General features: G+C 59.2%; 15 protein-coding genes. 8 read left to right on the forward strand and 7 right to left on the reverse strand.

The features are described from left to right. Positions 1-22 precede the first annotated feature (22 nt). The 7 genes from A1355_RS10445 to A1355_RS10475 all read left to right on the forward strand — a co-directional run bounded on the left by A1355_RS10445 (position 23) and on the right by A1355_RS10475 (position 12,819). The gene (locus A1355_RS10445; RefSeq protein WP_064027735.1) at positions 23-913 is read left to right on the forward strand and encodes a transporter substrate-binding domain-containing protein; all 891 of its coding nucleotides are present in this window, start codon (positions 23-25) and stop codon (positions 911-913) included. Then, the gene (locus tag A1355_RS10450; RefSeq protein ID WP_064027738.1) at positions 910-2,904 is read left to right on the forward strand and encodes a PAS domain-containing protein; all 1,995 of its coding nucleotides are present in this window, start codon (positions 910-912) and stop codon (positions 2,902-2,904) included. Before A1355_RS10445 ends, A1355_RS10450 begins: the two co-directional genes overlap by 4 nt. Further along, complete coding sequence (locus tag A1355_RS10455; RefSeq protein ID WP_064027740.1) at positions 2,904-7,163, forward strand: PAS domain S-box protein; 4,260 nt, start codon at positions 2,904-2,906, stop codon at positions 7,161-7,163. Before A1355_RS10450 ends, A1355_RS10455 begins: the two co-directional genes overlap by 1 nt. 121 nt (positions 7,164-7,284) lie before the next feature. Then, positions 7,285-8,805, forward strand: a complete 1,521-nt coding sequence (locus A1355_RS10460; RefSeq protein ID WP_064027742.1) for a phytoene desaturase family protein — start codon at positions 7,285-7,287, stop codon at positions 8,803-8,805. A 98-nt stretch (positions 8,806-8,903) separates the two neighbouring features. Continuing rightward, positions 8,904-10,505 carry an aldehyde dehydrogenase family protein gene (locus A1355_RS10465; RefSeq protein WP_064027744.1) on the forward strand — a complete coding sequence of 534 codons (1,602 nt, stop codon included), beginning with the start codon at positions 8,904-8,906 and terminating at the stop codon, positions 10,503-10,505. A 2-nt stretch (positions 10,506-10,507) separates the two neighbouring features. After that, complete coding sequence (locus tag A1355_RS10470) at positions 10,508-12,007, forward strand: phytoene desaturase family protein (protein WP_064027746.1); 1,500 nt, start codon at positions 10,508-10,510, stop codon at positions 12,005-12,007. Positions 12,008-12,018: 11 nt separating this feature from the next. Beyond that, the gene (locus A1355_RS10475) at positions 12,019-12,819 is read left to right on the forward strand and encodes a hypothetical protein (protein ID WP_064027748.1); all 801 of its coding nucleotides are present in this window, start codon (positions 12,019-12,021) and stop codon (positions 12,817-12,819) included. Between the two features lie 200 nt (positions 12,820-13,019). On the opposite strand, the gene A1355_RS10480 is transcribed toward A1355_RS10475, so the two are convergent. The 6 genes from A1355_RS10480 to A1355_RS10505 all read right to left on the reverse strand — a co-directional run bounded on the left by A1355_RS10480 (position 13,020) and on the right by A1355_RS10505 (position 20,021). Next, a complete protein-coding gene (locus A1355_RS10480; RefSeq protein WP_064027749.1) occupies positions 13,020-13,796 on the reverse strand; it encodes a class I SAM-dependent methyltransferase in 777 nt (258 codons plus the stop codon). Positions 13,797-14,802: 1,006 nt separating this feature from the next. Further along, the gene (locus A1355_RS10485) at positions 14,803-15,819 is read right to left on the reverse strand and encodes a hypothetical protein (protein ID WP_157197841.1); all 1,017 of its coding nucleotides are present in this window, start codon (positions 15,817-15,819) and stop codon (positions 14,803-14,805) included. 336 nt (positions 15,820-16,155) lie between these two features. Further along, on the reverse strand, positions 16,156-17,280 hold the full coding sequence (locus A1355_RS10490) for a fatty acid desaturase family protein (protein WP_064027765.1): 1,125 nt from the start codon (positions 17,278-17,280) through the stop codon (positions 16,156-16,158). Between the two features lie 391 nt (positions 17,281-17,671). Further along, complete coding sequence (locus tag A1355_RS10495; RefSeq protein WP_064027753.1) at positions 17,672-18,220, reverse strand: response regulator transcription factor; 549 nt, start codon at positions 18,218-18,220, stop codon at positions 17,672-17,674. Further along, on the reverse strand, positions 18,201-19,571 hold the full coding sequence (locus A1355_RS10500; RefSeq protein ID WP_064027755.1) for an ATP-binding protein: 1,371 nt from the start codon (positions 19,569-19,571) through the stop codon (positions 18,201-18,203). Before A1355_RS10500 ends, A1355_RS10495 begins: the two co-directional genes overlap by 20 nt. Positions 19,572-19,748: 177 nt before the next feature. Further along, complete coding sequence (locus A1355_RS10505; RefSeq protein WP_064027757.1) at positions 19,749-20,021, reverse strand: hypothetical protein; 273 nt, start codon at positions 20,019-20,021, stop codon at positions 19,749-19,751. Positions 20,022-20,055: 34 nt separating this feature from the next. Here A1355_RS10505 and A1355_RS10510 point away from each other — a divergent pair, with 34 nt between their 5' ends. Then, positions 20,056-20,367, forward strand: a complete 312-nt coding sequence (locus A1355_RS10510) for a hypothetical protein (protein WP_064027759.1) — start codon at positions 20,056-20,058, stop codon at positions 20,365-20,367. A 302-nt stretch (positions 20,368-20,669) separates the two neighbouring features. On the opposite strand, the gene A1355_RS10515 is transcribed toward A1355_RS10510, so the two are convergent. Beyond that, positions 20,670-23,698, reverse strand: a 3,029-nt coding sequence (locus tag A1355_RS10515) for a type I restriction endonuclease subunit R (protein WP_082885482.1), incomplete at its 5' end; no start/stop codon positions are given.

Here is a 23,698-nt window from a genome sequence, read left to right on the forward strand (position 1 = left end):
GGCATCAATCCGGGAGCCCGGCGTGCATCAGCCCCACGCCATCCGATTGATAGCGCTGTTAGTGCTGATCCCGGCACTCGTGGCGCCTTGGTGGCTCGCCTCAACCGCCGACTCCGACGATACCAGCTGGGCGCGCATCAGCCGCGACGGCACGCTACGGGTCGGTACGGCCTTGGAGGCACCCTACGTCTATCTCGACGACGCCGGCCGTCTGACCGGCCTGGAAGTGGAAACCGTCAAACACATCGCCGCGGAACTAGGCATTACCCGAATCGACTGGCAACAAACCGCCTTCGATTCGCTAATCCCCGATCTGCTGGCCGGCCGCTTCGACATGATCGCCGCGGGCTTGTTCGTGACGCCCCAACGGGCCGCGCTATTGGCATTTTCCGAACCCACTTTCCACGTCGGTCCAACCTTACTGGTTGGCATCGGCAATCCTCATCGTTTGAACAGCTATGCCGACCTCGCCGCTCAAGCCGAGCTGAAGGTCGCGGTCCTGCAAGGTGCCGTCGAAGCAGAACTGCTGCGTGCCTGCGGCGTCGCCGACCGGCAAATCATCGTGGTCCCGGACGCGTTGACCGGCCGAGTCGCGGTCGAAACCGGTCTGACCGCCGCGCTGGCCTTGTCGCAACCCAGTGTCAACCGGATGGTCGCCGATCAACGTCTGGGCAAATTGGAAATTGCCGCGCCGTTTCAAGCGCCGCGCCACAACGGCCTGGGTTACATCGGTTTTGGCGCCATGGCATTTCGGCCGGGCGACCGCGAACTGCTGGCGCGTTGGAATCGGCAACTGGCCGGCTTCGTCGGCGGCACGACCCACCGCGAACTGCTGATAGCATTCGGTTTCGGCGCCGACGCCCTACCCGATTCGACCACCACCGCCGAAATACTTGGCCGGATGGCGCGATGAAACCGACCGAGATCCAGCGCGACTGGCCGGCCCTCGCGGACCGGCGCGCCGACCGGTTGGCCTGGCCCAGTCCGGTACTGTTCGCTTTGGCCTTGTTCTCGATGGCCTTCGGCTGGATACAGACCGAACAACAAAACCTGCTGGATCGTGTAGGCAGTCAGCAAGCCTGGCTACGCAATGCCAGAGTCGACTTGGCCAAGGGCTATCTACACGTGTTTTTGTCGGCGACGCCGGAATCGCCGTTCGACCGCCGCGAAGGTTTGGCGCTATTGGACCAAGCCAGTCGGGCGCTGGCCGCCGCGTTGGCGGAAGCGCCGGCATCGCCGGCCGGCAAGCCCGCCGAGGCCGATCCGGCCACCCAAAAGTTGACCGCCTACACCGAAACCATGCGCCAATTTCGAGAGACGCTGGCCGGTGTCGGCGACGGTATCGCCGGCAATCCCCGCTTGCAAACCGAGTTACGCATCCGTTTTTTCGAGCTGGAGCGTCAAGCCCAAGCGCTGGACAATCTGATCGCCGCCAACCTCGGTGAGAGGATGCGGACATTCGGCCGTTACTACGGTTGGCTATTAGGCACGATGGCTTGCGCCCTGCTCGGCATCGGCTGGGTCGCCTATCGCGCCAAACGCGGCCGGGACCGCGTCGAAGCCGGTCTGCGCCTGTGGGCGCGTGCCTTCGACCAAGCCGATTTCGGGCTGGCGATCGCCGATGCCACCGACGACAGCTTCCTGGCCGTCAACCCGAAATTCGCGGCCGAACGCGGTTACGCACCGGAGGATTTGATCGGCCAGCCCATCGCCAAGGTCTATCCCCCCGAAGTCTGGCCGCAAATCCAGCGTTTGCTTCCGCAACTGGATCGCAACGGTCACGGCATGTTCGAGACCGAGCACATCGACCGAGACGGCCGGCGTTTCCCGGTCATGATCGACATCACCGTCACCAAGGACGCCGACGGCAAACCGCTCCGGCGCGTGGCTTACGCGCTGAACATCAGCGAGCGCAAGGCGGCGGAGCGCGCCTTGCGGCTTAGCGAAGCGCGCTTTCAAGACATTGCCAAGGCTTCCGCAGACTGGATCTGGGAAGTGGACGCGGACTGGCGTTTCCGCTACGTGTCCGACAGTATCCAAGACCAGCTGGACTATCGCGCCGACGAGATGCTGGGCGCCAGTTTCTTCGATCTGTTGGCCGGCGACGCCGCCGGCCCGCGCGAAACGCTCGCCGAAATCGCCGAACACGGTCTGCCGTTTCGAGACCTGGAATACACCATCCGCAACCGCCAAGACCAACACCGGCAAGTCCTGGCCAATGGCGTTCCGATTCGCGGGGACGACGGCTCTGTACTGGGTTATCGCGGCCTGACCCGCGACATTACCGAAAAAAGGCAGGCCGAGCGGCATTTACTGGTCAACCAGGAACGCTTGCAATTGGCTCTGTTGGCCAGCGAAGACGGGCTTTGGGACTGGGACATCGTCGAAGGCGGCGCCTATGTGACCCACCGCTATCGAGAAATGACCGGTTACCGGCCCGATTCGACAATGCCCTATTTCGATTTTTTCCTGCAAGGCGTGTTGGCCGAAGATCGGGAACGAGTTCAAGCCGCGTTCAACGCCCACTTCGCCGGCGAAACTCAGGACGTGGATATCGACTATCGCTTGGCGAACTCGGCCGGCCCGACGCAATGGCTGCGAGTCAAGGGCCGAGTCGTCGAACGCACGATCGACGGCAAGCCCCTGCGGATGGTGGGCGTCATGTCCGACGTCAGTACCCAAAAGGATGCCGAAGCACTGCTGCTCCGCCAAACCGGCGAATTGGCGCGACGCAACGCCGAACTGGAGCGCTTTAATCGGGCCATGGTCGGCCGGGAACTGGAAATGATCCGACTGAAGCAAGAAGTCAACGAGTTAAGCGCGCGACTGGGCGAAGCGCCGCCCTACCGCACCGACTTTATCCACCGCGGCGGTGCGGTTGGCGGCGCGAGCGGAGACGCTTAATGCCCGAGAATCGCTACCGCCGTTTACGCGCCTACGGGATTGCGGCATGGCTGACCGGTTTGGCGATCGCGGTGCGTTTATCGCTGGCCGCGGAGTTCGGCGACGCTCCGACCTTGATTCTATTCATGCTGCCGATCGCGCTCAGCGCCTTGCTCGGCGGTTTCGGCCCCGGCGTGCTGGCCACCGCTTCGGCCGGCCTGTTCACTGCGTATTACCTGATACCGCCGCTCGGCACCTTTGCATTCGGCACCCCTCACCAAGCCATGCAATGGACCTTGTTGATCGTCAACGGCGTTCTGGTCAGCGGCCTGAGCGAAAAACTGCAGCGCTCCCGCGCCGGAGAAACCGAACGCGCCCGTCAATTGAACGCCGCCGAGTCGCACTGGCACCTGGTGTTGGAACACGCCGCCTCGGGCATGGCCCTGGTCGCGCCGAACGGCCAATGGTTGTACGTGAATCGTCGCTTGTGCGAAATCGTCGGCTATTCGGCGGACGAACTGACCCGCATGTCGTTTCAAGACATCACCCACCCCGACGATTTACGCGACGACATGGCGCAAATCGAACGCATGCTGGCCGGCGACATCGAGCGCTACAATCTGGAAAAACGCTATTTGCGCAAGGACGGCACCCCGGTCTGGGTCAACCTGACGGTCGGCTCGATCGCCGCCGCCGAACATCGCGCGGGCTGTTTCGTGACCGTCGTGGAAGACATCACGGAACGCAAACGCATCGAGGCTGCGTTAAGGGACAGCGAAGCCTCGTTGCAAGAAGCCCAACACCTGGCCAAAGTCGGCAGCTGGCAATGGGACCCGCATACCGACCAAGCGGTCTGGTCGGCAGAAATGTATCGCATCTTCGGCCACCCGCCAGACCTAGCGCCGCTGAAATTCGCCGAAATCGCCGGCCGCTTCGAACCCGCCAGTTGGCGCCGGCTGGAAGCGGCGATCGCGCAAGCGTTGGCCTCGCATCAACCTTACCAATGCGAAGCCGAAATCGTCCGTCCCGACGGCGAACGCCGCTGGATCGTCTCCAGAGGCGTGCCGAAGTTGGACGCCGACGGCGGCTTGCTGGGCTTGAGCGGCAGCGTCGAGGACATTACCGAACACAAACTCGCCCAGGCGGCGGTCAGCGCCAGCGAACAACGTTTCCGCAGCCTGTTCCGCAATGCGCCGCTACCGCTGTGTCTGGTCGGCGGCGACGGCACGCTGTTAGACGCCAATCTCCGCTTCGAAACCACGTTCGGCTATGCCCGCGCCGACATCCCTCACATCGATCTGTGGTGGACGCTGGCCTTTCCCGATCCACACTACCGCACCTGGGCCATGAACACTTGGAGCGACGCCGTGTTGGGAGCCACCGTCGGCGGCGGCGACATCGAAGCGTTGGAATACCGCATCGGCTGCAAGGATGGCAGTCAACGCATCGCGGTGGTATCCGGCATTGTGATGGGCGGCGACTTATTGATGGCGTTTTTCGACGTCACCGAAAGAAAACAGGCGGAAGCGCGCCTGTTGGAAAACCAAGAGCAAGCATTACTCGAGCAGCAACAAGCCCGTCAGGCCGCGCTGAATCTGATGGAGGACGCGCTGGCCGCCCAACAGCGCGCCGAGGCCGCGGCGGCGGCCTTGCTGGCCAGCGAACAGCGTCTGCTGATGGCCCAGGAAGGCGCTCACGTCGGTATCTGGGAATTGGACATTACCAGCGGTCGCTGCTACTGGTCTCCGGAATGCGCCCGGCTTTACGGGATGCCGGGCCGAACCGAAGTCAGCTACCGGGAATGGCGCAATCTGATTCATCCGAACGATTTGGCGGAAATCGACCGGCAATGGGAGTCTCGAGTTTTAATCGGAGAACCGTTCGATGTCGAATTCCGCCTAAGGCTCGATAACGGCGAAATCCGCTGGCTGGCGAGCAAGGGCCAGGCCCGATTGGACGCCGCCGGCCAGCCGGCCCGCTTGGCCGGCATCAATCTGGACATTACCGAACGCAAACGCGCCGACGAACAACTGCACAAACTGGCGCAAACCGTCGAACAAAGCCCCGACGCGATTTTGATCACGGACCTTGACCGCAACATCGAATACGTCAATCAAGCCTTCGTCGAACGTAGCGGTTACGGCCGGAACGAGGTCATTGGCCGTACGCCCGGACTGCTAAAATCCGGCAAAACTCCGGCGACCACCTACCAAGCGCTTAACGCGGCCTTGGCGCGCGGCGAAACCTGGAAGGGCGAATTCGTCAATCGGCGCAAGGACGGCGGCGAATACGTCGAGTTCGCCATCGTGATTCCGGTGCGCGGTAGCGACGGCGGCGTCAGCCACTACGTATCGGTCCAGGAGGACATCACCGAGAAAAAACGCATCGGCGCCGAACTGGACCGCTATCGCCACCACCTCGAGGAACTGGTGGCCAGTCGCACCGCCGAATTGGCTGCGGCGCGCGCGCAAGCCGACGCCGCCAACCAGGCCAAAAGCGCGTTTCTGGCCAATATGAGCCACGAGATCCGCACGCCGATGAACGCCATCATCGGCCTGACCTATATCTTGCGGCAAAGTCTGCCCACGCCGGAACAACGCGAAAGGCTGGACAAGATCGACGCCGCCGCCCAACACTTGCTGGCCATCATTAACGATATTCTGGACCTGTCCAAAATCGAAGCCGGCCGGCTGGAACTGGAACAAACCGATTTCGCGCTGGAAGCGGTTCTGGACCACATTCGCTCGCTAACCGCCGACCAAGCCAAGCATAAAGGCTTGCGGGTGGAGGTCGAAAACGCCGGCGTACCGACCTGGTTGCGCGGCGACCCCACCCGCCTGCGCCAAGCCATGCTCAACTACACCGGTAACGCCATCAAATTTACCGAAACCGGCACGGTGCGACTGGTGGCGCGTTTATTGGAAGACCGACACGACGGATTGCTGGTCCGCTTCGAGGTCAGCGACACCGGCATCGGCATCGCCGCCGAGCAATTGCCGACCTTGTTCGAATACTTTGCCCAGGCCGATGCCTCCACCACCCGTAAATACGGCGGCACCGGTCTGGGCTTGGCCATCACCAAAAAGCTGGCGCAAATGATGGGCGGCGATGCCGGCGTCGAAAGCCGACTCGGCGCCGGCAGCCGGTTCTGGTTTACCGCCCGCTTGCAACGCGGTCACGGCGTGGCGGCGGGTCCGTTACCGCCGCCGACGACCGACCACGAAAATCGGCTACGCCGCAACCATGCCGGTGCCCGATTGCTGCTGGCCGAGGATAACCCGATCAATCGCGAAGTCGCGTTGGAACTGTTGCACGGTGTCGGCCTGATCGTCGATACCGCCGAAAACGGCAAGCTGGCAGTCGAGAAAATTCTGAGCCGTCATTACGATTTGGTCCTGATGGACATGCAGATGCCGGAAATGGACGGCCTGGAAGCCGTTCGAGCGATTCGGGAACTGCCGGAGTTCGCGGCGTTGCCTATCCTGGCGATGACCGCCAACGCCTTCGACGAAGACCGCGCCGCCTGCCTGCAAGCCGGCATGAACGACTTTGTCGCCAAACCGGTCAACCCGACGGCACTGTATGCGACATTGCTGCACTGGTTGACACCGACGCCGGAACCGGCATCGCCGCAGCCGATTGCCGAGTCCGCCGGTGCTGGCGACGACACGAGTCAGCTCCTGGAGCGCCTACGCGGAATTCGCGGCCTCGACGCGGAGCGGGGCTTGGCGATGCTGCGCGGCGATCCGGTCAAATATCTGCAGCTGCTGCGCCAATTCGCCGAGCATAACCGCGACGATCCGACCGACATCGCCCAACTGCTGACGCGCGGCGACTACAAATCGGCCAGGGCGCTGAGCCATACCCTGAAAGGCGTCGCGGCAACCTTGGGCGCGGTCGCGCTGGCCGAGCGGATAGCCCCGCTGGATCGCGCGCTTCGAGACCGGCTGAGCGCCGACCTCTGCCTGCCGCTGATCGAGGCCTGCGCGGCCGAATTGCAACCCTTGTTGCAAGACATCGGCGACATGCCGTTCGTCGCTTCGGTCGCCGCCGCCATCGACCCAACCGAAGCGCGGCGGCGCCTGAGCGAATTGGCGGATTTGCTCGCCGAAAACAACGCCTTGGCCAATCGCTCGGCGCGCGAGCTGGACGCGGCTTTACAAGCCGCGCTCGGCGAATCGCACGCCGATTTTCAACGAGCGGTAGCCGGTTACGATTACGACGCGGCCCTAGCCTTACTGAGCCGAATCGGCATCGAACCCGCCTCCGGCGGCGCCTAGCGGACCAGCCGGCACATCGCCGGCCGAACAGCGGCGGCGGCGGCCGACATCATCGCTTGGGTCAAAGCCGAAAAATACTGTTACATTACCGGCTTTTTTCAACGCTCCCCCTCAGTCACTCATGCCCAAACACATCATCATCGTCGGCGCCGGCCCGGGCGGCCTGTGCGCCGGCATGCTGCTCGGCCAGCGCGGTTTCAAGGTTACGATATTCGATAAACACCCGGAAGTCGGGGGCCGCAACCGGGCGATTCGGATGAACGGCTTTACCTTCGACACCGGACCGACGTTTTTGCTGATGAAGGGCGTGTTGGACGAAATGTTCGAATTGTGCGGCCGGCAAAGCGCGGACTACCTGGAATTCCTGCCGCTGGCGCCGATGTACCGCCTGCAATACGCCGACCGCGAAATTTCGGTGTACTCCGACCGCGAGAACATGCGGGCCGAACTGAACCGGGTGTTCGACGAAGGCACCGCCGGCTACGACGACTTCATCGTCAACGAGCGCAAACGCTTTAAAGCCCTATATCCCTGCATCACCCGCGACTATTCCGACCTGGCTTCGTTTTTGTCCTGGGATTTGATCAAGGCCCTGCCCTGGCTGGCCTATCCGAAAAGCGTATTCGCCAATCTCGGCCGCTACTTCAATCAGGAAAAAATGCGGTTGGCGTTTTGCTTTCAATCCAAATATCTGGGCATGTCGCCGTGGGAATGTCCAGCCTTATTCACGATGCTGCCCTATCTGGAACACGAATACGGCATCTATCACGTCAAGGGCGGTTTGAATCAAATCGCCGAGGCGATGGCTAAGGTCGTCGGCGAATGCGGCGGCGAGATTCGCCTGAATAGCGGGGTTGCATCGCTCATCGTCGAAAACGGCGCGGTCCAGGGCGTCAAGCTGGACAACGGCGACGAGGTTCGCGGCGACGAAGTGATCGTCAACGCCGATTTCGCCCACGCGATGAGCCATTTGCTGCAACCCGGCCAACTGAAAAAGTACGCGCCGGAAAAACTGAAAAAACTCGATTACTCTTGCTCGACCTTCATGCTGTATCTGGGTTTGGACAAGGTCTACGACCTGCCCCACCACACCATCGCCTTCGCCAAGGACTATCGCACCAACATCCGCAATATCTTCGCCGACAAAACCCTGAGCCGGGATTTTTCGTTCTACGTGCAAAACGCGTCCGCCAGCGACGCCACGCTGGCGCCGGCCGGCAAATCGGCGCTGTACGTGCTGGTGCCGATGCCGAACAACGATAGCAGCGTGGATTGGCAGGCACATTGCCAAACCGTGCGCGAGCAAGTCTTGGATACCTTGGCCGAACGCATGGGCTTGACCGATCTGCGCGAGCATATCGAATGCGAAAAAATCATCACGCCGGGCAGTTGGGAAAGAGACGAATACGTCTACAAGGGCGCGACCTTCAGCCTGGCCCACCACTTCGGCCAGATGCTGTACTGGCGGCCGCACAACCGCTTCGAGGAGCTGGACAACTGCTATCTGGTCGGCGGCGGCACCCATCCCGGCAGCGGCCTGCCGACGATTTACGAATCGGCACGGATTTCGGCGCGGCTGATTTCGCAAAAACACGGCGTGGCGTTCCGCGACATCGATCAAAGCCGTTGGTTGAAAAACTAGCCCGAGCCGGTGACAGCCAACGCCACTTGCCGCGCCAGCGCGGTTTCGGCCGACAGCCTTCGCCCTAACTGCTTGCCGACCCTGAGTCCAGCCAACCCATGTCTATAGAACCCACGCCGATTCGCGCCGTTTCACCGCTGGACGGCCGCCTGTTGGGCAAATACCAAACCACGACCGCCGCCGCGCTGGCCGAACAAATGGCCGCCGCCCGCACCGCCGGCGCGGCCTGGGCCAGCCTGTCCGTCGAACAACGGCTGGCGAAACTGGCGCCGCTGACCGAGCGGCTATTGGCGGACAGCGACGCCATCGTCGATTGCCTGCGCCTGACCACCGGCAAGGTGCGCACCGAAGCCCTGCTCGGCGAAATCTATCCGTTGTTGGATTTGCTGGGCTATTACCGCAAACACGCCGCCGGGATTCTGGCCGGCCGCGGCGTGCCGACCTCGCCGTTCGCGTTTCCGGGCGCCACCGCCCAAATCCAACGCCGCCCTTACGGCGTCGCCGCGATTATTTCGCCGTGGAATTATCCGCTGCAACTGACCGTGGCACCGCTACTGACCGCTTTGATCGCCGGTAATGCCGCGATCATCAAGCCGTCCGAGTTGAGTCTGCCGGTCGGCCAACTGATCATCGAACTATTCGCCGGCTTGGATTTGCCGGAAGGCCTGCTGCAATGGGCGATCGGCGGCGGCGCGGTCGGCGAAGCCTTGATCGACGCCGGCCCCGACCTGCTGTTCTTCACCGGCGGCTTGCAGTCCGGCCGCGCCGCGATGCGCCGCGCCGCCCAACATCCGATCCCGGTGCTGCTGGAACTGGGCGGCAAGGACGCGATGATCGTGTTCGCCGATGCCGATTTGCCGCGCGCCGCCAACGCCGCGTTGTACGGCGCGTTCAGCAACAGCGGCCAGGTGTGCGTGTCGATCGAACGCTTATACGTGCAACGCGAGTGCCACGACCGATTCCTGGCCTTGTTGCTGGACGGCGTCGCCAAGCTGGAAGTCGGCACCGGCGCGGACGCCGATTTGGGGGCCATGACCTCGGACCGGCAAATCGACATCGTGCAAGCCCATTACGACGACGCGTTGGCCCAAGGCGCCCAAGCCTCGGGCGCGTTGCAACGCGACGGCCGCTTCCTGTCGCCGGCGCTGTTGTGGAACGTCACACCCGATATGCGGGTGATGCGCGAGGAAACCTTCGGCCCGTTGTTGCCTATCCAGGCTTTCGACAACGAAACCGACGCGGTCGCGGCGGCCAACGCCGGCGAATTCGGCTTGAACGCGAGTATCTGGAGTAGCGACATCGCCAAGGCAGAACAGGTGGCCGGGCAATTGCAAGTCGGCAACTGGGCGGTCAACGACGTCATCAAAAACATCGGCCATCCCGGCCTGCCGTTCGGCGGCGTCAAGCGCAGCGGCTTCGGCCGCTATCACGGCGCCGAGGGCTTGCTGAGCTTTAGCTATCCGGTGGCCGGACTGACCAGCCGCAGCCGCTTGCCCAAGGAACCGAACTGGTTTCCCTATTCCGAACAGCACTATCAAAACTTAAAAGGTTATATCGACTTCGTGCACGGCGCCGGCACGCTGAAACAACGCATCCAACGCAATTGGCCGGCCTTGCAGGCGTTTCGGGAGTATTCGGCTTTCGACCTGACCCAACGCTGGCACAATCTTAAATTACTGTTGACAGGCAAACGAGGCTAACCATGCAGCAATACACTAAGCACCGCAATGTCGTCGTGATCGGCGCCGGCTTGGGCGGCCTATCGGCGGCGATTTCGCTGGCCTCCGAAGGCTTCCAAGTCGAATTGGTCGAAAAAAACGACAAGGTCGGCGGCAAGCTGAACATTCTGGAAAAAGACGGTTTCACCTTCGATTTAGGCCCTTCCATCCTGACCATGCCGCACATCTTCGAAGCCTTGTTTACCAGGGTCGGCAAACGCATGGCCGATTACGTGGCGATCGAGGCCGTCGAAACCCATTGGCGGAATTTTTTCGAGGACGGCACCGTCGTCGATTTATGCGCCGACCCGGAAAACCAGCGTCGCGAGCTGGAAAAGCTCGGTCCCCAGGTGTACGACGAATTCCAACGCTTCATGGCCTATGCCGGCGAATTGGGCCGGGAAACCGAAACCGGTTACTTTGCCAAGGGCCTGGACGGTTTTTGGGACTTGCTGAAATTCTACGGTCCGCTGCGCAGTTTGAAATTCGACGTATTCCGCACCATGGATCAAGGCGTGCGCCGCTTCGTCTCCGATCCGAAACTGGTCGACATTCTGAATTACTTCATCAAATACGTCGGTTCCTCGCCCTACGACGCGCCGGCCTTGATGAATCTGCTGCCCTACATCCAATACCAATACGGTCTGTGGTACGTCAAGGGCGGCATGTACGGAATGGCTCAGGCCCTGGAAAAACTGGCGCTGGAATTGGGCGTGAAGATTCGGCTGAATGCCGAAGTCGCCGCCATCGAGCACCAAGCCGGCCGCGCCACCGGCATCCGCCTGCAAAGCGGCGAACGGCTGGCCGCCGATCTGGTGGTATCCAACATGGAAGTGATTCCGTGCCTGGAAAAACTGCTGAACAGCCCTGCCCCGGCGCTGAAAAAAGTCCGCCGCTTCCAACCGAGTTGCTCCGGCCTGGTGCTGCACCTGGGCGTGGACCGGCTTTATCCGCAACTGGCGCATCACAACTTTTTTTATTCCGATCACCCGCGCGAGCATTTCGATGCGGTGTTTAAAAGTCACCGCTTGTCCGAAGACCCGACCATTTATCTGGTGGCGCCGTGCAAGACCGACCCCGCCCAAGCCCCGGCCGACTGCGAAATCATCAAGATTCTGCCGCATATTCCGCACATCGATCCGGAAAAACCGCTGAGTGCCGACGATTATTGGGCCTTGCGCGAGCGGGTGTTGAGCAAATTGGAACGGATGGGTTTGACCGATCTGCGCCGCCACATCGTCTGCGAGGAATACTGGACGCCGCCCGACATCGAAGCCCGCTACTATTCCAACCGGGGTTCCATCTACGGCGTGGTGGCCGACCGCAATCTGAACCTGGGCTTCAAGGCCCCGCAACGTAGCGGCGAATTGCGTAATCTGTATTTCGTCGGCGGCAGCGTCAATCCCGGCGGCGGCATGCCGATGGTGACTTTGTCGGGGCAATTGGTCAGAGACAAGATACTTGCCGACCTGTCCGGCCAATAAACCCGCCGGCCATGCTGGAGGAAGCCTGGCACTATCTGGGAACGCGCGCCGCCAGTCCGGCCGCCCGTCGCCTGGGATACGTCCGCGAAGCCGCCGCGCTGGAAACCCGGCATCGGCGCTGCCGTGACGCCTGGCAGCCGCATATTCAGGCCACCCGCGCCGCCTTGCTGACCTCCGCCGATCGCCTGGAAACGGCGGGCGGAACCGCGTTGATCGTCGGCGGCGGCATCGCCCGCGACTTGCCGCTGGCGGATTTGCTGACCCGGTTTCAACAGGTGGTGTTGCTGGACATTGTGTTCAGCCGAGCCACTCGCCGTTTGGCCCGGCGCTGGCCGGGTCGCGTCGGTTGTTGCTACTGGGATGTGACCGGCACGGTCGAATGGTTGGCCGAACGGCGCCGTATTCCGCCCGACGTGCTGGTTTCCCGTCCCTCCCACCCCGAGCTATCCGCCAAACCGGCGTGGGTAGCTTCGGTCAATTGCCTGATGCAATTGCCGCTGATGCCGATCGCCTGGCTGGCCGCTAGCGGCGCTGCGGAACAGCACCTGGAAGCCTTCGGCCAGCGCTTGGTCGAAGCGCATTTGGACTGGCTGACTGCCTGGCAAGTACCGTGTTGTCTGATCACCGAAGTCTGCGACACGACCTACGACGCCACCGGCCAACGCCTATCCGGCAACGACTACCAGCCCTTGCTGGCTCGCTTACCGGCCACGGCAAGCTTGGCGGCCCAGTGGGAATGGTCCATCTCCCCGCCCGGCGAATCGGCCGGCGGCGGCTCGGATAGTCTGAATGTCGAGGTTTGGGAGTTTTAGCCGGAAGACTAGCCGCAGCTTGAGTTCAATGAGGCGATGAAACCTGGATGAGGCAGAGCGAAATGCGGTTTTTTCGGCCTCATCCCGGATTCCATTTCTGTGGGTTTAGGCCGGACGCCGGCTAACAAATCAGCTAATCCGGCTACGGCATCGTCATTCGCGAATTTAACCGTTTTGGAATGTGGCGAATTCATCCGGCATTATTTGTGGGCTAATAATAAGGTCCGTTGTTTGGTCGAATAAAAATTGATGCTCGCGTCTTCGGGCACAATATCTTCAAGCCGTTTGAAGCCGGCATTATATAAGGTATAATCCAGCGCCGATTGAGTAGGCCATAACTCAATATCGGACAAACCGGCCGTCGGACCGTCTTTATTTTCTATCCGTATATAATAGGCAGCGGATTTCGGGCGATAATCCGAGTTATTTGAAAAAACAACCTCGGACGGACAAGCCAAGACGGTCTCTATAACGCTAATTTCCTTGGTCTTTTCGGCTATTTTCTTCGTCACGTTAAAAGGATCTTGCAGGTGATATAACAAGCCCATGAACAGCACGAGATCGTAAGTACGCTCGTCATTTTCCAAGAACTTATTGACATCTTCCTTGACTATCTTAAATTCGCAGCCTAATACATTTTGCACGAATAAAGCCTTGTCGATATTAATATCGCGTGCTTCGACGCAGGTAATATCGCGCACGCCTTTCTCCCAGAGCCCGGCGGCAAACGCACACTCCCCGGCGCCAAGATCGAGAACCGAAATTCGATCGTAGCGGCCTTCGAAATATCGATCCAATGCCGAAAGCGTAACCGCCCGGCGCCAAGGATGAAGTTCGCGCTGGGTTGGCGTGTACGTTGGCGCTTCGATGCCAAAGCCGAAATCAAAGGGATATTGCCATCCTCCGTTCGGGCAATCCGGCCAACTTGCGTCGCGGGCTAAGCGGTCAACATGTTCTTTGATTTCGTGCGGTGTCATAAGTAGATATTCTTACTTTTGAGGTTAATATTTTTCAATGCCGATGCAGCCGGGACTCTTTAGAGTCTCGTGCCTTTATTGATGGGTATATAGTATTGCCAAAAAGAGGCTTACTGTCTTTACCTAACGCCAACCAATTCCACGGCATATTGATCCATGCGGAGGTTTTCCACTCTAAGGCACATAACCATAACGCCAATCGGTAGTATCTATTTTTAGATAAACACTAGCACCCGCTCCAACCACCGTACTAGAGTTCTGAAAATTCAAATAAGCATGATTTAATGAAGGCACTACCGTTCCATCTTCTTGATATACCATTATCTCAACCTTAAGATTATGTATTGTACTATTCGAACGGAAAATATCAGTTCTTTGCCAGTTCCGCCGGGTGTTATCTGAACCAAGCTTCGGCACAGTTGTTCTTCGATTTACCGCTATCGCATCGACACAAAACGAGCATGGCGCAATGTTGAAACAATATTGCAGCGAGAGTTAATCATTGAAGAGTTATTCACGATTTAAAGCAATTTATTCGTATTTTGCAGCAGATGTACCCAAACCGGGCTGAAGACTATCATAGATACTAGGGTTGTCAAGCTTGATCCCAGAAATTCCGCCCTATAGCTGACTGTCGAACACACCTAAGTTGTTGGGATCTTGGCACATTGGAGGGCTTGAGACCGAATAGCGCAAACGCTATAGAGCTAACGACTAGCGGAATTCCCTACCCAGAGTTTAGTTTCGATGAGGCGCTATGTAGCCCACGGAATTTAGCGACCGACCCAGGGTTTCGCTCCGCGCAAATCAGGCTAATCGGGAAACCTGTGAAAAAAATGCCCGGCGTCTCCCCAATATGCCGACAAAGCCATAGGTTGATGAGGCACGAAGCCGAACAAGATCAGCGTTCAGACACCAACCCAGCGGAACAACGGGACCACAAAACAGTTATTCATAGGCAACGGTCAAACCGGTAAACGTTGAGGTTCGTATGCCTCGCTCCAAGCTACAGCCGCGCGAGCCTATCGCGCCGGATCAGGGCTAAAAGCCCTGCTAGGCCGCTCGGGAACAGAAACACCGAAGCCGGCACCGGGACGCTGACCAGCGGGAAGTAATTTTGTGAAAGATCGAAACCGCTGGTCGACAAAATTTGCACCGGATTTCCCACCGCGTCGCTGGCTTCCAAGCCGGCCCAATACAGCGAGTGACCGGCATCGAGCGAAATCCATGCAATATTGTCGTCGAGCGTCGAATCCACGACGCAACCGCCGTCGGGATTGAACATCACGCAACCCGGATTGGCGCTGGCATCGGCCTTGACGCTGACCTCCAAATTCATGCGCACCCGAAACTCGTCCGCGTAGCTCATCTGGAAGGCAAAACTGATCGGATCGCCGTTTAAATACGCACTCTCGGCGAGCGGGCTGAGCGCGCCGCTCCCGTTTTCCAGTATTGCAATCGATTGAGTATTGGAAAACGGCCGGTCGATCGGCGGCGCCACCGACTCGAATTGATCGGTAATGTCGAATTCGAAATCGGACTCGCCGACGTAACCATGCACGGGGTCCTTGCGCTCGACCGTGACGTTCAGCGCCAATATCGAACTGATCGAACAGCAGCTGCCGCCGGTGCCGGCGATACCGGAAAGTCCGTAGTCCAAGTCCGACTCGATAACCAAGCGGCCGCGTAGCGTCACGACGTCGCCGATGCCGCCTCCGCCCCTGACCAAGACGGCGCCGCCGTCGACGACGGTATTGGCCGATGCTGTCGCGGTCTGCATGCCCAAATTGATCGAAGTCGCGGTCGCGACCGCTCTCGCGCTGCCGGGCCCGGACCACGCCAACGCATCGGCCGAGGCATACGGCCCGCCCACCGCGTGCGCCTCGCTGCACTCCTCGCCCAAACCGCAGGCTTGGTTGCCGGACGAACTGGCGCCGGCGGTCGCCGTCGCGAACGTCGAGGCATCGACGGAATCGAGCGTGAACAACAGGCCCAGCAAGACCATGATTTTTGAGTGATGCACGGACGATCTCCTTTTAGTGAATTGCAAACGGCTCATTCTACGTTGTCAGATTTAAGCGACGCCATCATGCCCGCCGGGATGCGGGCATCCAGTGCCATGGATGGCAAGCTTCGATCCGTCCGTGAAGTCTGGATTTCGGCAATCCCCGCCGAAATGACGAGCGCTACCGGGAGTCTGACAAGGACGTGATTGTCGACGGAACCCTAACCATCCGCTGAAACCCTAACGAACGGTCAGGGTTCAACCTTCTATCCCAAGAATACCCGAAAACGCCTTCCGGTAGGATTACAGCACGGCTTCGTGTCAAGCGCATGACTCAGGACCGACCGGTCGGTCTCACGCCGCCGCCGGTTTCAGCATCGAGGTTTTGCCGACCATGATGTCCACCGCCTTCAACAAGCGCTTGAACACCGAGTCCTGACAATACGGAATGCCGTGCTTGTCGCAAACCGCCTTGACCTTGGGCTGGAGCTTTTGGTACTGACTGAGCGGCAGGTCCGGCCATAGATGATGCTCGATCTGGTAATTCAACCAACCGTAGAAAAAGTCGTTGAAGTTGGAACCGGTCGGATAATTGACCGAGCCCAGAATCTGCCGCAAATAAAATTCGCCCTTGCCCTTGGCCTTATCGTCGAAGCCCATCACGTCGTCGCCGGCGTGGTTGGGGATCATCACCAGAAAGGTGTGCATATTGGTGAAGATTTCGGCCAGCAAGGAATTCAACAACACGCTGGTCGCGGCAAAGCTGCCCAGCGGCAGGAACAAGGCCGGCAACAGCACGAAACGGTAAGCGACGTAGGGCAGAATGCTTTCCGACCAGAGCGCCCGACCTTGCGGCGTAAACCAGCTCCAGGCGCCGAGGCGGGTCATCGGCGGGGCCGGCCGATCTTGCTGGCGGGCGGCCAGCAAGCGCAATTCCTTATGGGTACGCGGCGTGTAATAACTCAGCTTCCAGATGCCGGAAAATACCGCGACGATCGCGTATCGCAGCCACATCGGCAGTCTCGACTGCCGGAGCCATTGCATATTGTGCTCGGCGTTGTTGGGATCGGCGGTTTCGCCCAGCCGATAGTGATGCAACACGTCGTGTTCGTGGTGCCAGCCCGCCGGCGTCATCCAATCCGGCCAATCCAGAAAGCGGCGCCAGCCCTGGGCGAAATGCCGGCTCTTGTAGTGCTTGGGGGCGGCATCCAGTTTATCGTAGCCGCGATGCTGAATCGGATGAGCCACTTGGGTCCAACGCGTGAAACTGCCCTGGCTGATCAACAAGGCCGATACCGGATTCGGCGCCAGCCAGGCCGTGGCGTAACCGGCCAACGAACTCAGTTGGCCCCAGCGCTCCATGCGCTTCATATGCCGGTAATCTTCCGGGCCGATGTCGGCCAGGGCTTGTCGATGGAGCTCGGATATATCTTTCGCTAACTGCTCGCGATCGACGGACTGGTAACTGGATAAACTCAAAACACAACCTCTTGAAAATGCAATGGTAAGCGACGAACCTAGCGCTCCTGATTCGTTGGTTACCATCCCATGGCCGGCGGACCGGCCGAACGCGGCGGCGGCGTCTTTCAGAGTCGGGTAAAACACTAAAGCAGAAAAACCGGCGGAACTGCAATGATGTCCGATCGCGTGCCGACCGAACACCAGCCAAAAAAAAGGCTTTGCATCGCTGCAAAGCCCTGATTCATTGTTTCCCTGGACGGGCTCGAACCGCCGACCAAGCGACCGTCACTTTCGGAGCGCCGCCGTTGCGGCACCCGTTTGACCGTCACTTTAGACGTTTCACCGTTCAAGGACTCTGACTAGTCTACAGTCTTCGCCGCCAAAAGCCAAGAAACCCCGGCGTTTCCGGCTATTCCTTGACCGGCTTTTTCTCCAGCTTGCGCTGCAAGGTACGGCGGTGCATGTTCAAGGCTCTGGCGGCGGCGGAAATATTGCCGTCGTGCTGCATCAACACCTTTTGCAAGTGCTCCCATTCCAGACGCTTGATCGACAGCGGATTGTCGCTGATCGCCACCGAGGCGTCGCCTTTGTCCTTGTACAGGGCATTGACGATCTCGTCGGCATTGGCCGGCTTGGTCAGATAATGAATGGCGCCAAGCTTGATGGCCTCGACGGCGGTAGCAATACTGGCAAAACCGGTCAACATGACGATCTGAGTATTGTCGTCCAGCGAAATCAGCTTCTTGACCATTTCCAAGCCGGAGTCGTGGCCGATCCGCAAATCGATGACGGCGTATTCCGGTTCGGTTTGTTCGGCCAGCGTCATCGCGGTCTGGACGTCGTTGGCCACCGTCACCTGAAAATTGCGTTTTTCCAGTGCCGGCTTGAGCACCGAACAAAAAGTGACGTCATCGTCTACCAGTAGCAAATTGGGTATGTCAGCCGTAAGATCTGTCATCCGTACTCTCCTTAGTTAGTAATGGCAAGCTGATTTCGACGCAGGCGCCGCCGGCTTCCGGATTGTCGAACACGATGGTGCCGCCCAGGCGCTTGATCGTCGTGTAGGTTAAAAACAAGCCGACGCCCATGCCCTGCTTGTTGCTTTTTACCGGTTTCCGGCCGGCGAATTGCAATAACTCGCGCGGTAATCCTGGTCCAAAGTCGCGAATTTTCAAGCTCAGCGACCGATCGTCCCATTCTACGTGAAATTCGATGCCGGCGTCGGCCGGAGAGGCCTCGGCGGCGTTGTTCAGAATATTGATGACCGAATGCGTCACCGTGCGTTCGGCGATGATCCGGGCGTCCATATCGACGGTGGTCGATACGAACAACTTCAGTTTGGTGGCCGGCTTGTGGGCGCGCCATTGGTTAAGCACTTCGTCGATGTACTCGCTGACCAGCATGACCTTGCCGGACTCGGCGCGCATCTCGCCGGCGGACGCCGACATCACCGACAAGGCTTGCTTGCAGCGGTCGATCTGCTGCTGGACGATCATCAGTTTTTGGTACAGATCCGGGTTTCGATGCTCCGGGGTTTCCTCCAACATCTCGTGCGTCAAGATCGCGATGGTACCCAGCGGCGTGCCCATGTCGTGCGCGGCGCTGGCCGCCAGCGTGCCCAGTGACACCACTCGCTCGTCGCGTAGCGCACTCTCGCGTGCGTCGGCCAGATTGCGTTCGCGTTCCTTCAGGGTTTTCGACAGTTCGACGACGAAAAACGCCACCAAGCCGGCGCTGAACACGAAACCGAACCACATCCCGAACACGTGCAGGTTGAAATAGCGGCGGTCGTTCATCAAATGCATCTGCAAGCTCATTTCCGGCGTCATTTCCTGCATCGCTTGGTGATTGAGATGCGGCTCTATCGCCGGCAGAGGCACGTTATAGGCGATCAACACCGTATATACGCAGGAAGTGATGATGACCATGTTCCAGGCATAAGCCTGCGGCAGCATGATCGCGGTGATGATCAGCGGCAACAAAAACACCCAGATGATCGGATTGGACGCGCCGCCGGTCAGATACAACAAATAGGCCAGCGCCAGCACGTCCATGCAGATTTGCGAAAAAATCTCGTACTCGGTGACTTCCTCGGCGGTCCGCAAGCGCAACCAGGTATAGAGATTCAGGATGGAAATCGCGAAAATTGCCAGCCACAGCTGGTTTTGCGGCAAACTGATGCCCAAGCCGTTCACGGCGATAAACACCGCCACGGTCACCGCGAACAGCATCAAATTTCTAAGTATGTAAAGCCAGCGGAGATTTTCGCGTATCGAAATCTCGGCTTTCGGGAGTATATGTGACAGCATGGTGAACGTTGGACTGAGACGATCGGGCGGGCCGCTAACCGCCTCCGGCTCATCTAACGAACCAACGGCGCGGATAACGGGGATGGAATGGAGCGAAGCTTGGGCCGGCGAGCCGGCTGCCGAAAACGGTAGCGCCGGTGTCGGAGGCGGCCGCTCGCCCCCTATACCGGTATCACATCAGACATTTTCAAATCGCCAACCGCCGTTGCTGTCCATCCATTTCATGCTCAGCCAATACCAAGCGGTCATCGGCAACATCATCGCAAACCAGCTCCAGTCGTCGATCAAAAACACGCTGGCGATCCAGGCATCGGCGAAATAATTCACCCAGGGGATGCAGTAAAGACTGAACAGCAGACTGCTCCAGATTAAAATCAGCGCGCCCTTGCGGGTTTGGATGCTGGACAGGGCCAAAAAGACCCAAATCGGGGTTTTTCGCGGTTGTTGCATGGCTTTTCCTTGAATTATTCTATGAGTTGCTGGTATGGCGGCGCAACAAACTACCAGTAAATCGACCGAAAGAAAAGCTTTTCCTGTCCTCGATCCGCCGCCGTTTTTGCGGACCGCGGCCGAAGCGATTAGAAGCGATTTCGCCGCGGCAAATCCGGGCAGCCAAGCACTAGCCAAGCCCTCGTTCCGGCATTGGTTCGCAACGCCGATCGCGATTCACCCAGCCGCTCCACCCAAGTTTCCCTCGTCCGAAGCGAACAGCCTAAGCCGCAAGGCTTTTAGCATTACGCGCAACCCTCGGAGCCTTGCGAGTATCGCTTTTTGCGTTGCGCGCAAGCGCTTTTAGCATCACGCGCAACTCTCGGAGCCTTGCGAGTATCGCTTTTTGCGTTGCGCGCAAGGCTATTAGCATTACGCGCGACTCTCGGAGCCTTGCGAGTATTGCTTTTTGCGTTGCGTTCAATAGAGAAAGACCTTCGAGCCCTACCCATCACCTTAAGCGCGACATTTTAACGGGAGACCGGGGTGGGCTCCGGGCTTCGCCATGCGGCGAAATGCGCGCAATATCGGCGAGACGTGCTCCCAAACCCGCCTGACGCCGACGATTACCGGCACCGGTGGCAAACCCATCCGACCGCTTCGGTCCGACTAGCCCCGCCCGGCAAGCCCGGCGCCGGCTCGTTCGCGCAAAGCCTCGTAAAGCTGAGCCGGCCCCAGCAGAATCTCGCGTAAACCGCCGCGCACCCGCGCCGAATCCAAGGCCTGCTTGCTCATGGTATTGTGCGCGGCAAAGGCGTCGATGATGGCGTTCATCAGTTCATTTGAAAGATCCGGCGAATTGGCAAATTGCTCCTTGGTATTATTTGCCGCCTGTTTGACCAAGATTTGCGATTCCAGCAGCTTGCCCTTAATCACGCTGTTGACGTAAACCAATCGGTCATCGTCGGTCAGCTCGCCTTCGAACAAGTCATTGACCTTGGCAATGATTTCCACCAAATAGGCTTTTTCCTTTTCCTGAATTGAACCGCTACCGGCCCCGCTCATCGGTTCCAGTTTTTTATAGTCGCCCGTTTCCAGGGCTAAATCGCGTTTGCCGGTGCGCTTCAGATTGTGGTGAGTCAAGATAACCTTGGATAAATCAATGCCTTCGCGCTCCCGACCAAACGCCAGCAGCGGCAGCAAGCGCCGGTAGAAGATAAAGCGTTTTTCGATGGCGGTATTACCGTAATCGAAGATTTGCGACAGGAAGGCGTACATCCGCTGGAAGGCGGCCATGTCATGCTTGAACAGTATCAGCGCGTCCAGTTCGCTTTGCGCGTCTGTCGCCGCTTTGCCGTCTTCGTTGGCCTTGGCAATCTTCAGCTTGTCCTGTGCCGCTTTGTAACGCAGCAACAGCCGCGATACGACCGGCTCCAATGCGCCGGCCAACTCGCTTTGTTTGGCATTGGGATTAAACTCGACCTCCACCACCCTGTTAACTTCAAACTCGTCATAAAAGCCGGCCGCATCCAGCTTCATGCGTAAATCGAACACCCGATGCGGGTCGGTGACGTTCGAGAGTTCGGCGGTTTCGTAATAGGTTTTAAAGGCGGCGAGAATGTCCTCCGGAGCGTTGACGAAGTCCACGACATAGGTGGTGTCTTTGCCCTGATAAGCACGATTGAGGCGGGACAGCGTCTGCACGGCGGCAATGCCGGCCAGCCGTTTGTCCACATACATGCCGCACAGCAAAGGCTGGTCGAAGCCGGTCTGAAACTTGTTGGCGACCAACAGGATTTGATAGTCGTCGGTGTTGAACGCCTCGCGAATGTCCCGCCCTTTCAGGCTGGGATTCATCGCGCGACTGGTTTCGCTGAACGGGTCCGCGCCGGATTGCGGGTCGGTCACTTCGCCGGAAAAGGCCACCAATGTGCCGATTTTGTAGCCGTTTTCTTTAATGTATTTATCGATCGCCAAGCGCCAGCGCACCGCCTCCAAGCGACTGCCGACCACCACCATCGCCTTGGCTTTGCCATTCAACAACGGGGCGACGTTTTCGCGGAAATGCTCGACCACCACCTGCACCTTTTGGCTGATATTGTAAGGATGCAGCCGCACCCAGCGCATGATGCCTTTCAGGGCTTCGCCGCGCTCGACTTCGTTGTCGTCCAGTTCCTTGCCGTCATGCGCCAGTTTGAAGGCCAGCTTATACGGCGTGTAGTTCTTCAACACATCCAGGATGAAGCCTTCCTCAATGGCTTGGCGCATCGAATAGACATGAAACGGCGCCGGCAGGTTATCGGCACCGGCCGGCAAGTCCGGATTCGGGCGACGACCGAACAACTCCAAGGTCTTGGCCTTGGGGGTGGCGGTGAAGGCCACATAGGTGATGCCGCTCTCGGCCGAACGGTTGGTCATTTGCGCGGCCAGCAGATCTTCGGTGCCGACTTCGCCGCCGTCGCTTAATTCCTGCAACTCTTCCGCCGACAACACCGCTTTCAGCTTGGCGGCCGCCTCGCCGGTTTGCGACGAATGCGCTTCGTCGGCAATCACGGCAAAGCGTTTGCCTTGCGTCGCTGCAAGCTCCCGCACCGCTTTCAGCGCAAACGGGAAAGTCTGGATGGTGCAAACCACAATCTTCTTGCCGCCCGACAACGCCGCCGCCAGTTCCCCGCTTTTACTGGCGGATTCGCCTTTAATGGTGGCGACCACCCCGGCCGTGCGCTCGAAATCGAAAATCGCTTCCTGCAACTGGCTATCCAACACGTTGCGGTCGGAGACGACCAACACGGTATCGAACAGCTTTTCATGAGCGGCATTCGACTGCATGGATGCAGAAGGTAGGGCAACGCATGGAGCAGTTGCCGAGTGCAAATCGGCCAGAAAATGCGCCGACCAAGCGATGGAGTTGGTTTTGCCGGAGCCGGCCGAATGCTGGATCAGGTATTTACCGCCCGCCCCCTCCTGCAACACCGCGGCCAGCAACTTGCGGGTGCCGTCCAACTGATGGAAACGCGGGAAGATGATGTTCTTAATTTGGTTTTTCCGGTCTTTTTGCGCGACCAGATAACGCCCCAAAATCTCCAGCCAGCTGTCCCGCGCCCAAATGTCTTCCCAGAGATAGGCGGTGCGATGGCCGTATTGCTCCCCCTCTCCCCCGGCCCCTCTCCCACTTGGGGAGAGGGGAGCAAGAATGTCTTTTTCTCGAACCGATGTTGCACTGGAAATTGGAGGGTTTTTGCCTCCCTCTCCCTCGACGGGAGAGGGCCGGGGTGAGGGTGAATAGGCTGGATTACCGGCCCCGCCATGATTGCCCCGATTAAACGGCAGAAAACGGGTGGCCGCGCCTGCCAGTTGCGTCGTCATATAGACTTCGCTATTGCTGACCGCGAAATGCACCAACGCCCCATTGGGGAAGGACAGCAAGGGTTCTGGGTTGCCTTGACCTTTCGGCCTTGGCTCGCGATCGAAGCGATATTGGTCGATCGCGTCCTCCACGGATTGGGTGAAGTCGGTTTTCAGTTCCGCCGTCGCCACCGGAATGCCGTTCAGAAACAGGCCAATATCCATGGCGTTTTCGTTATGCAGCGAATAGCGCAGTTGCCGCACCACGCGCAGCCGGTTGGCCGCGTAGCGGGCGAGAATATCCGGATTGATGGCTAAAGCGGGTTTGAATTGGGCTAGGAGCCTGTCGGACT

This window comes from Methylomonas koyamae, assembly GCF_001644025.1.
In the GTDB taxonomy this organism is placed as follows: Bacteria; Pseudomonadota; Gammaproteobacteria; order Methylococcales; family Methylomonadaceae; genus Methylomonas; species Methylomonas koyamae_A.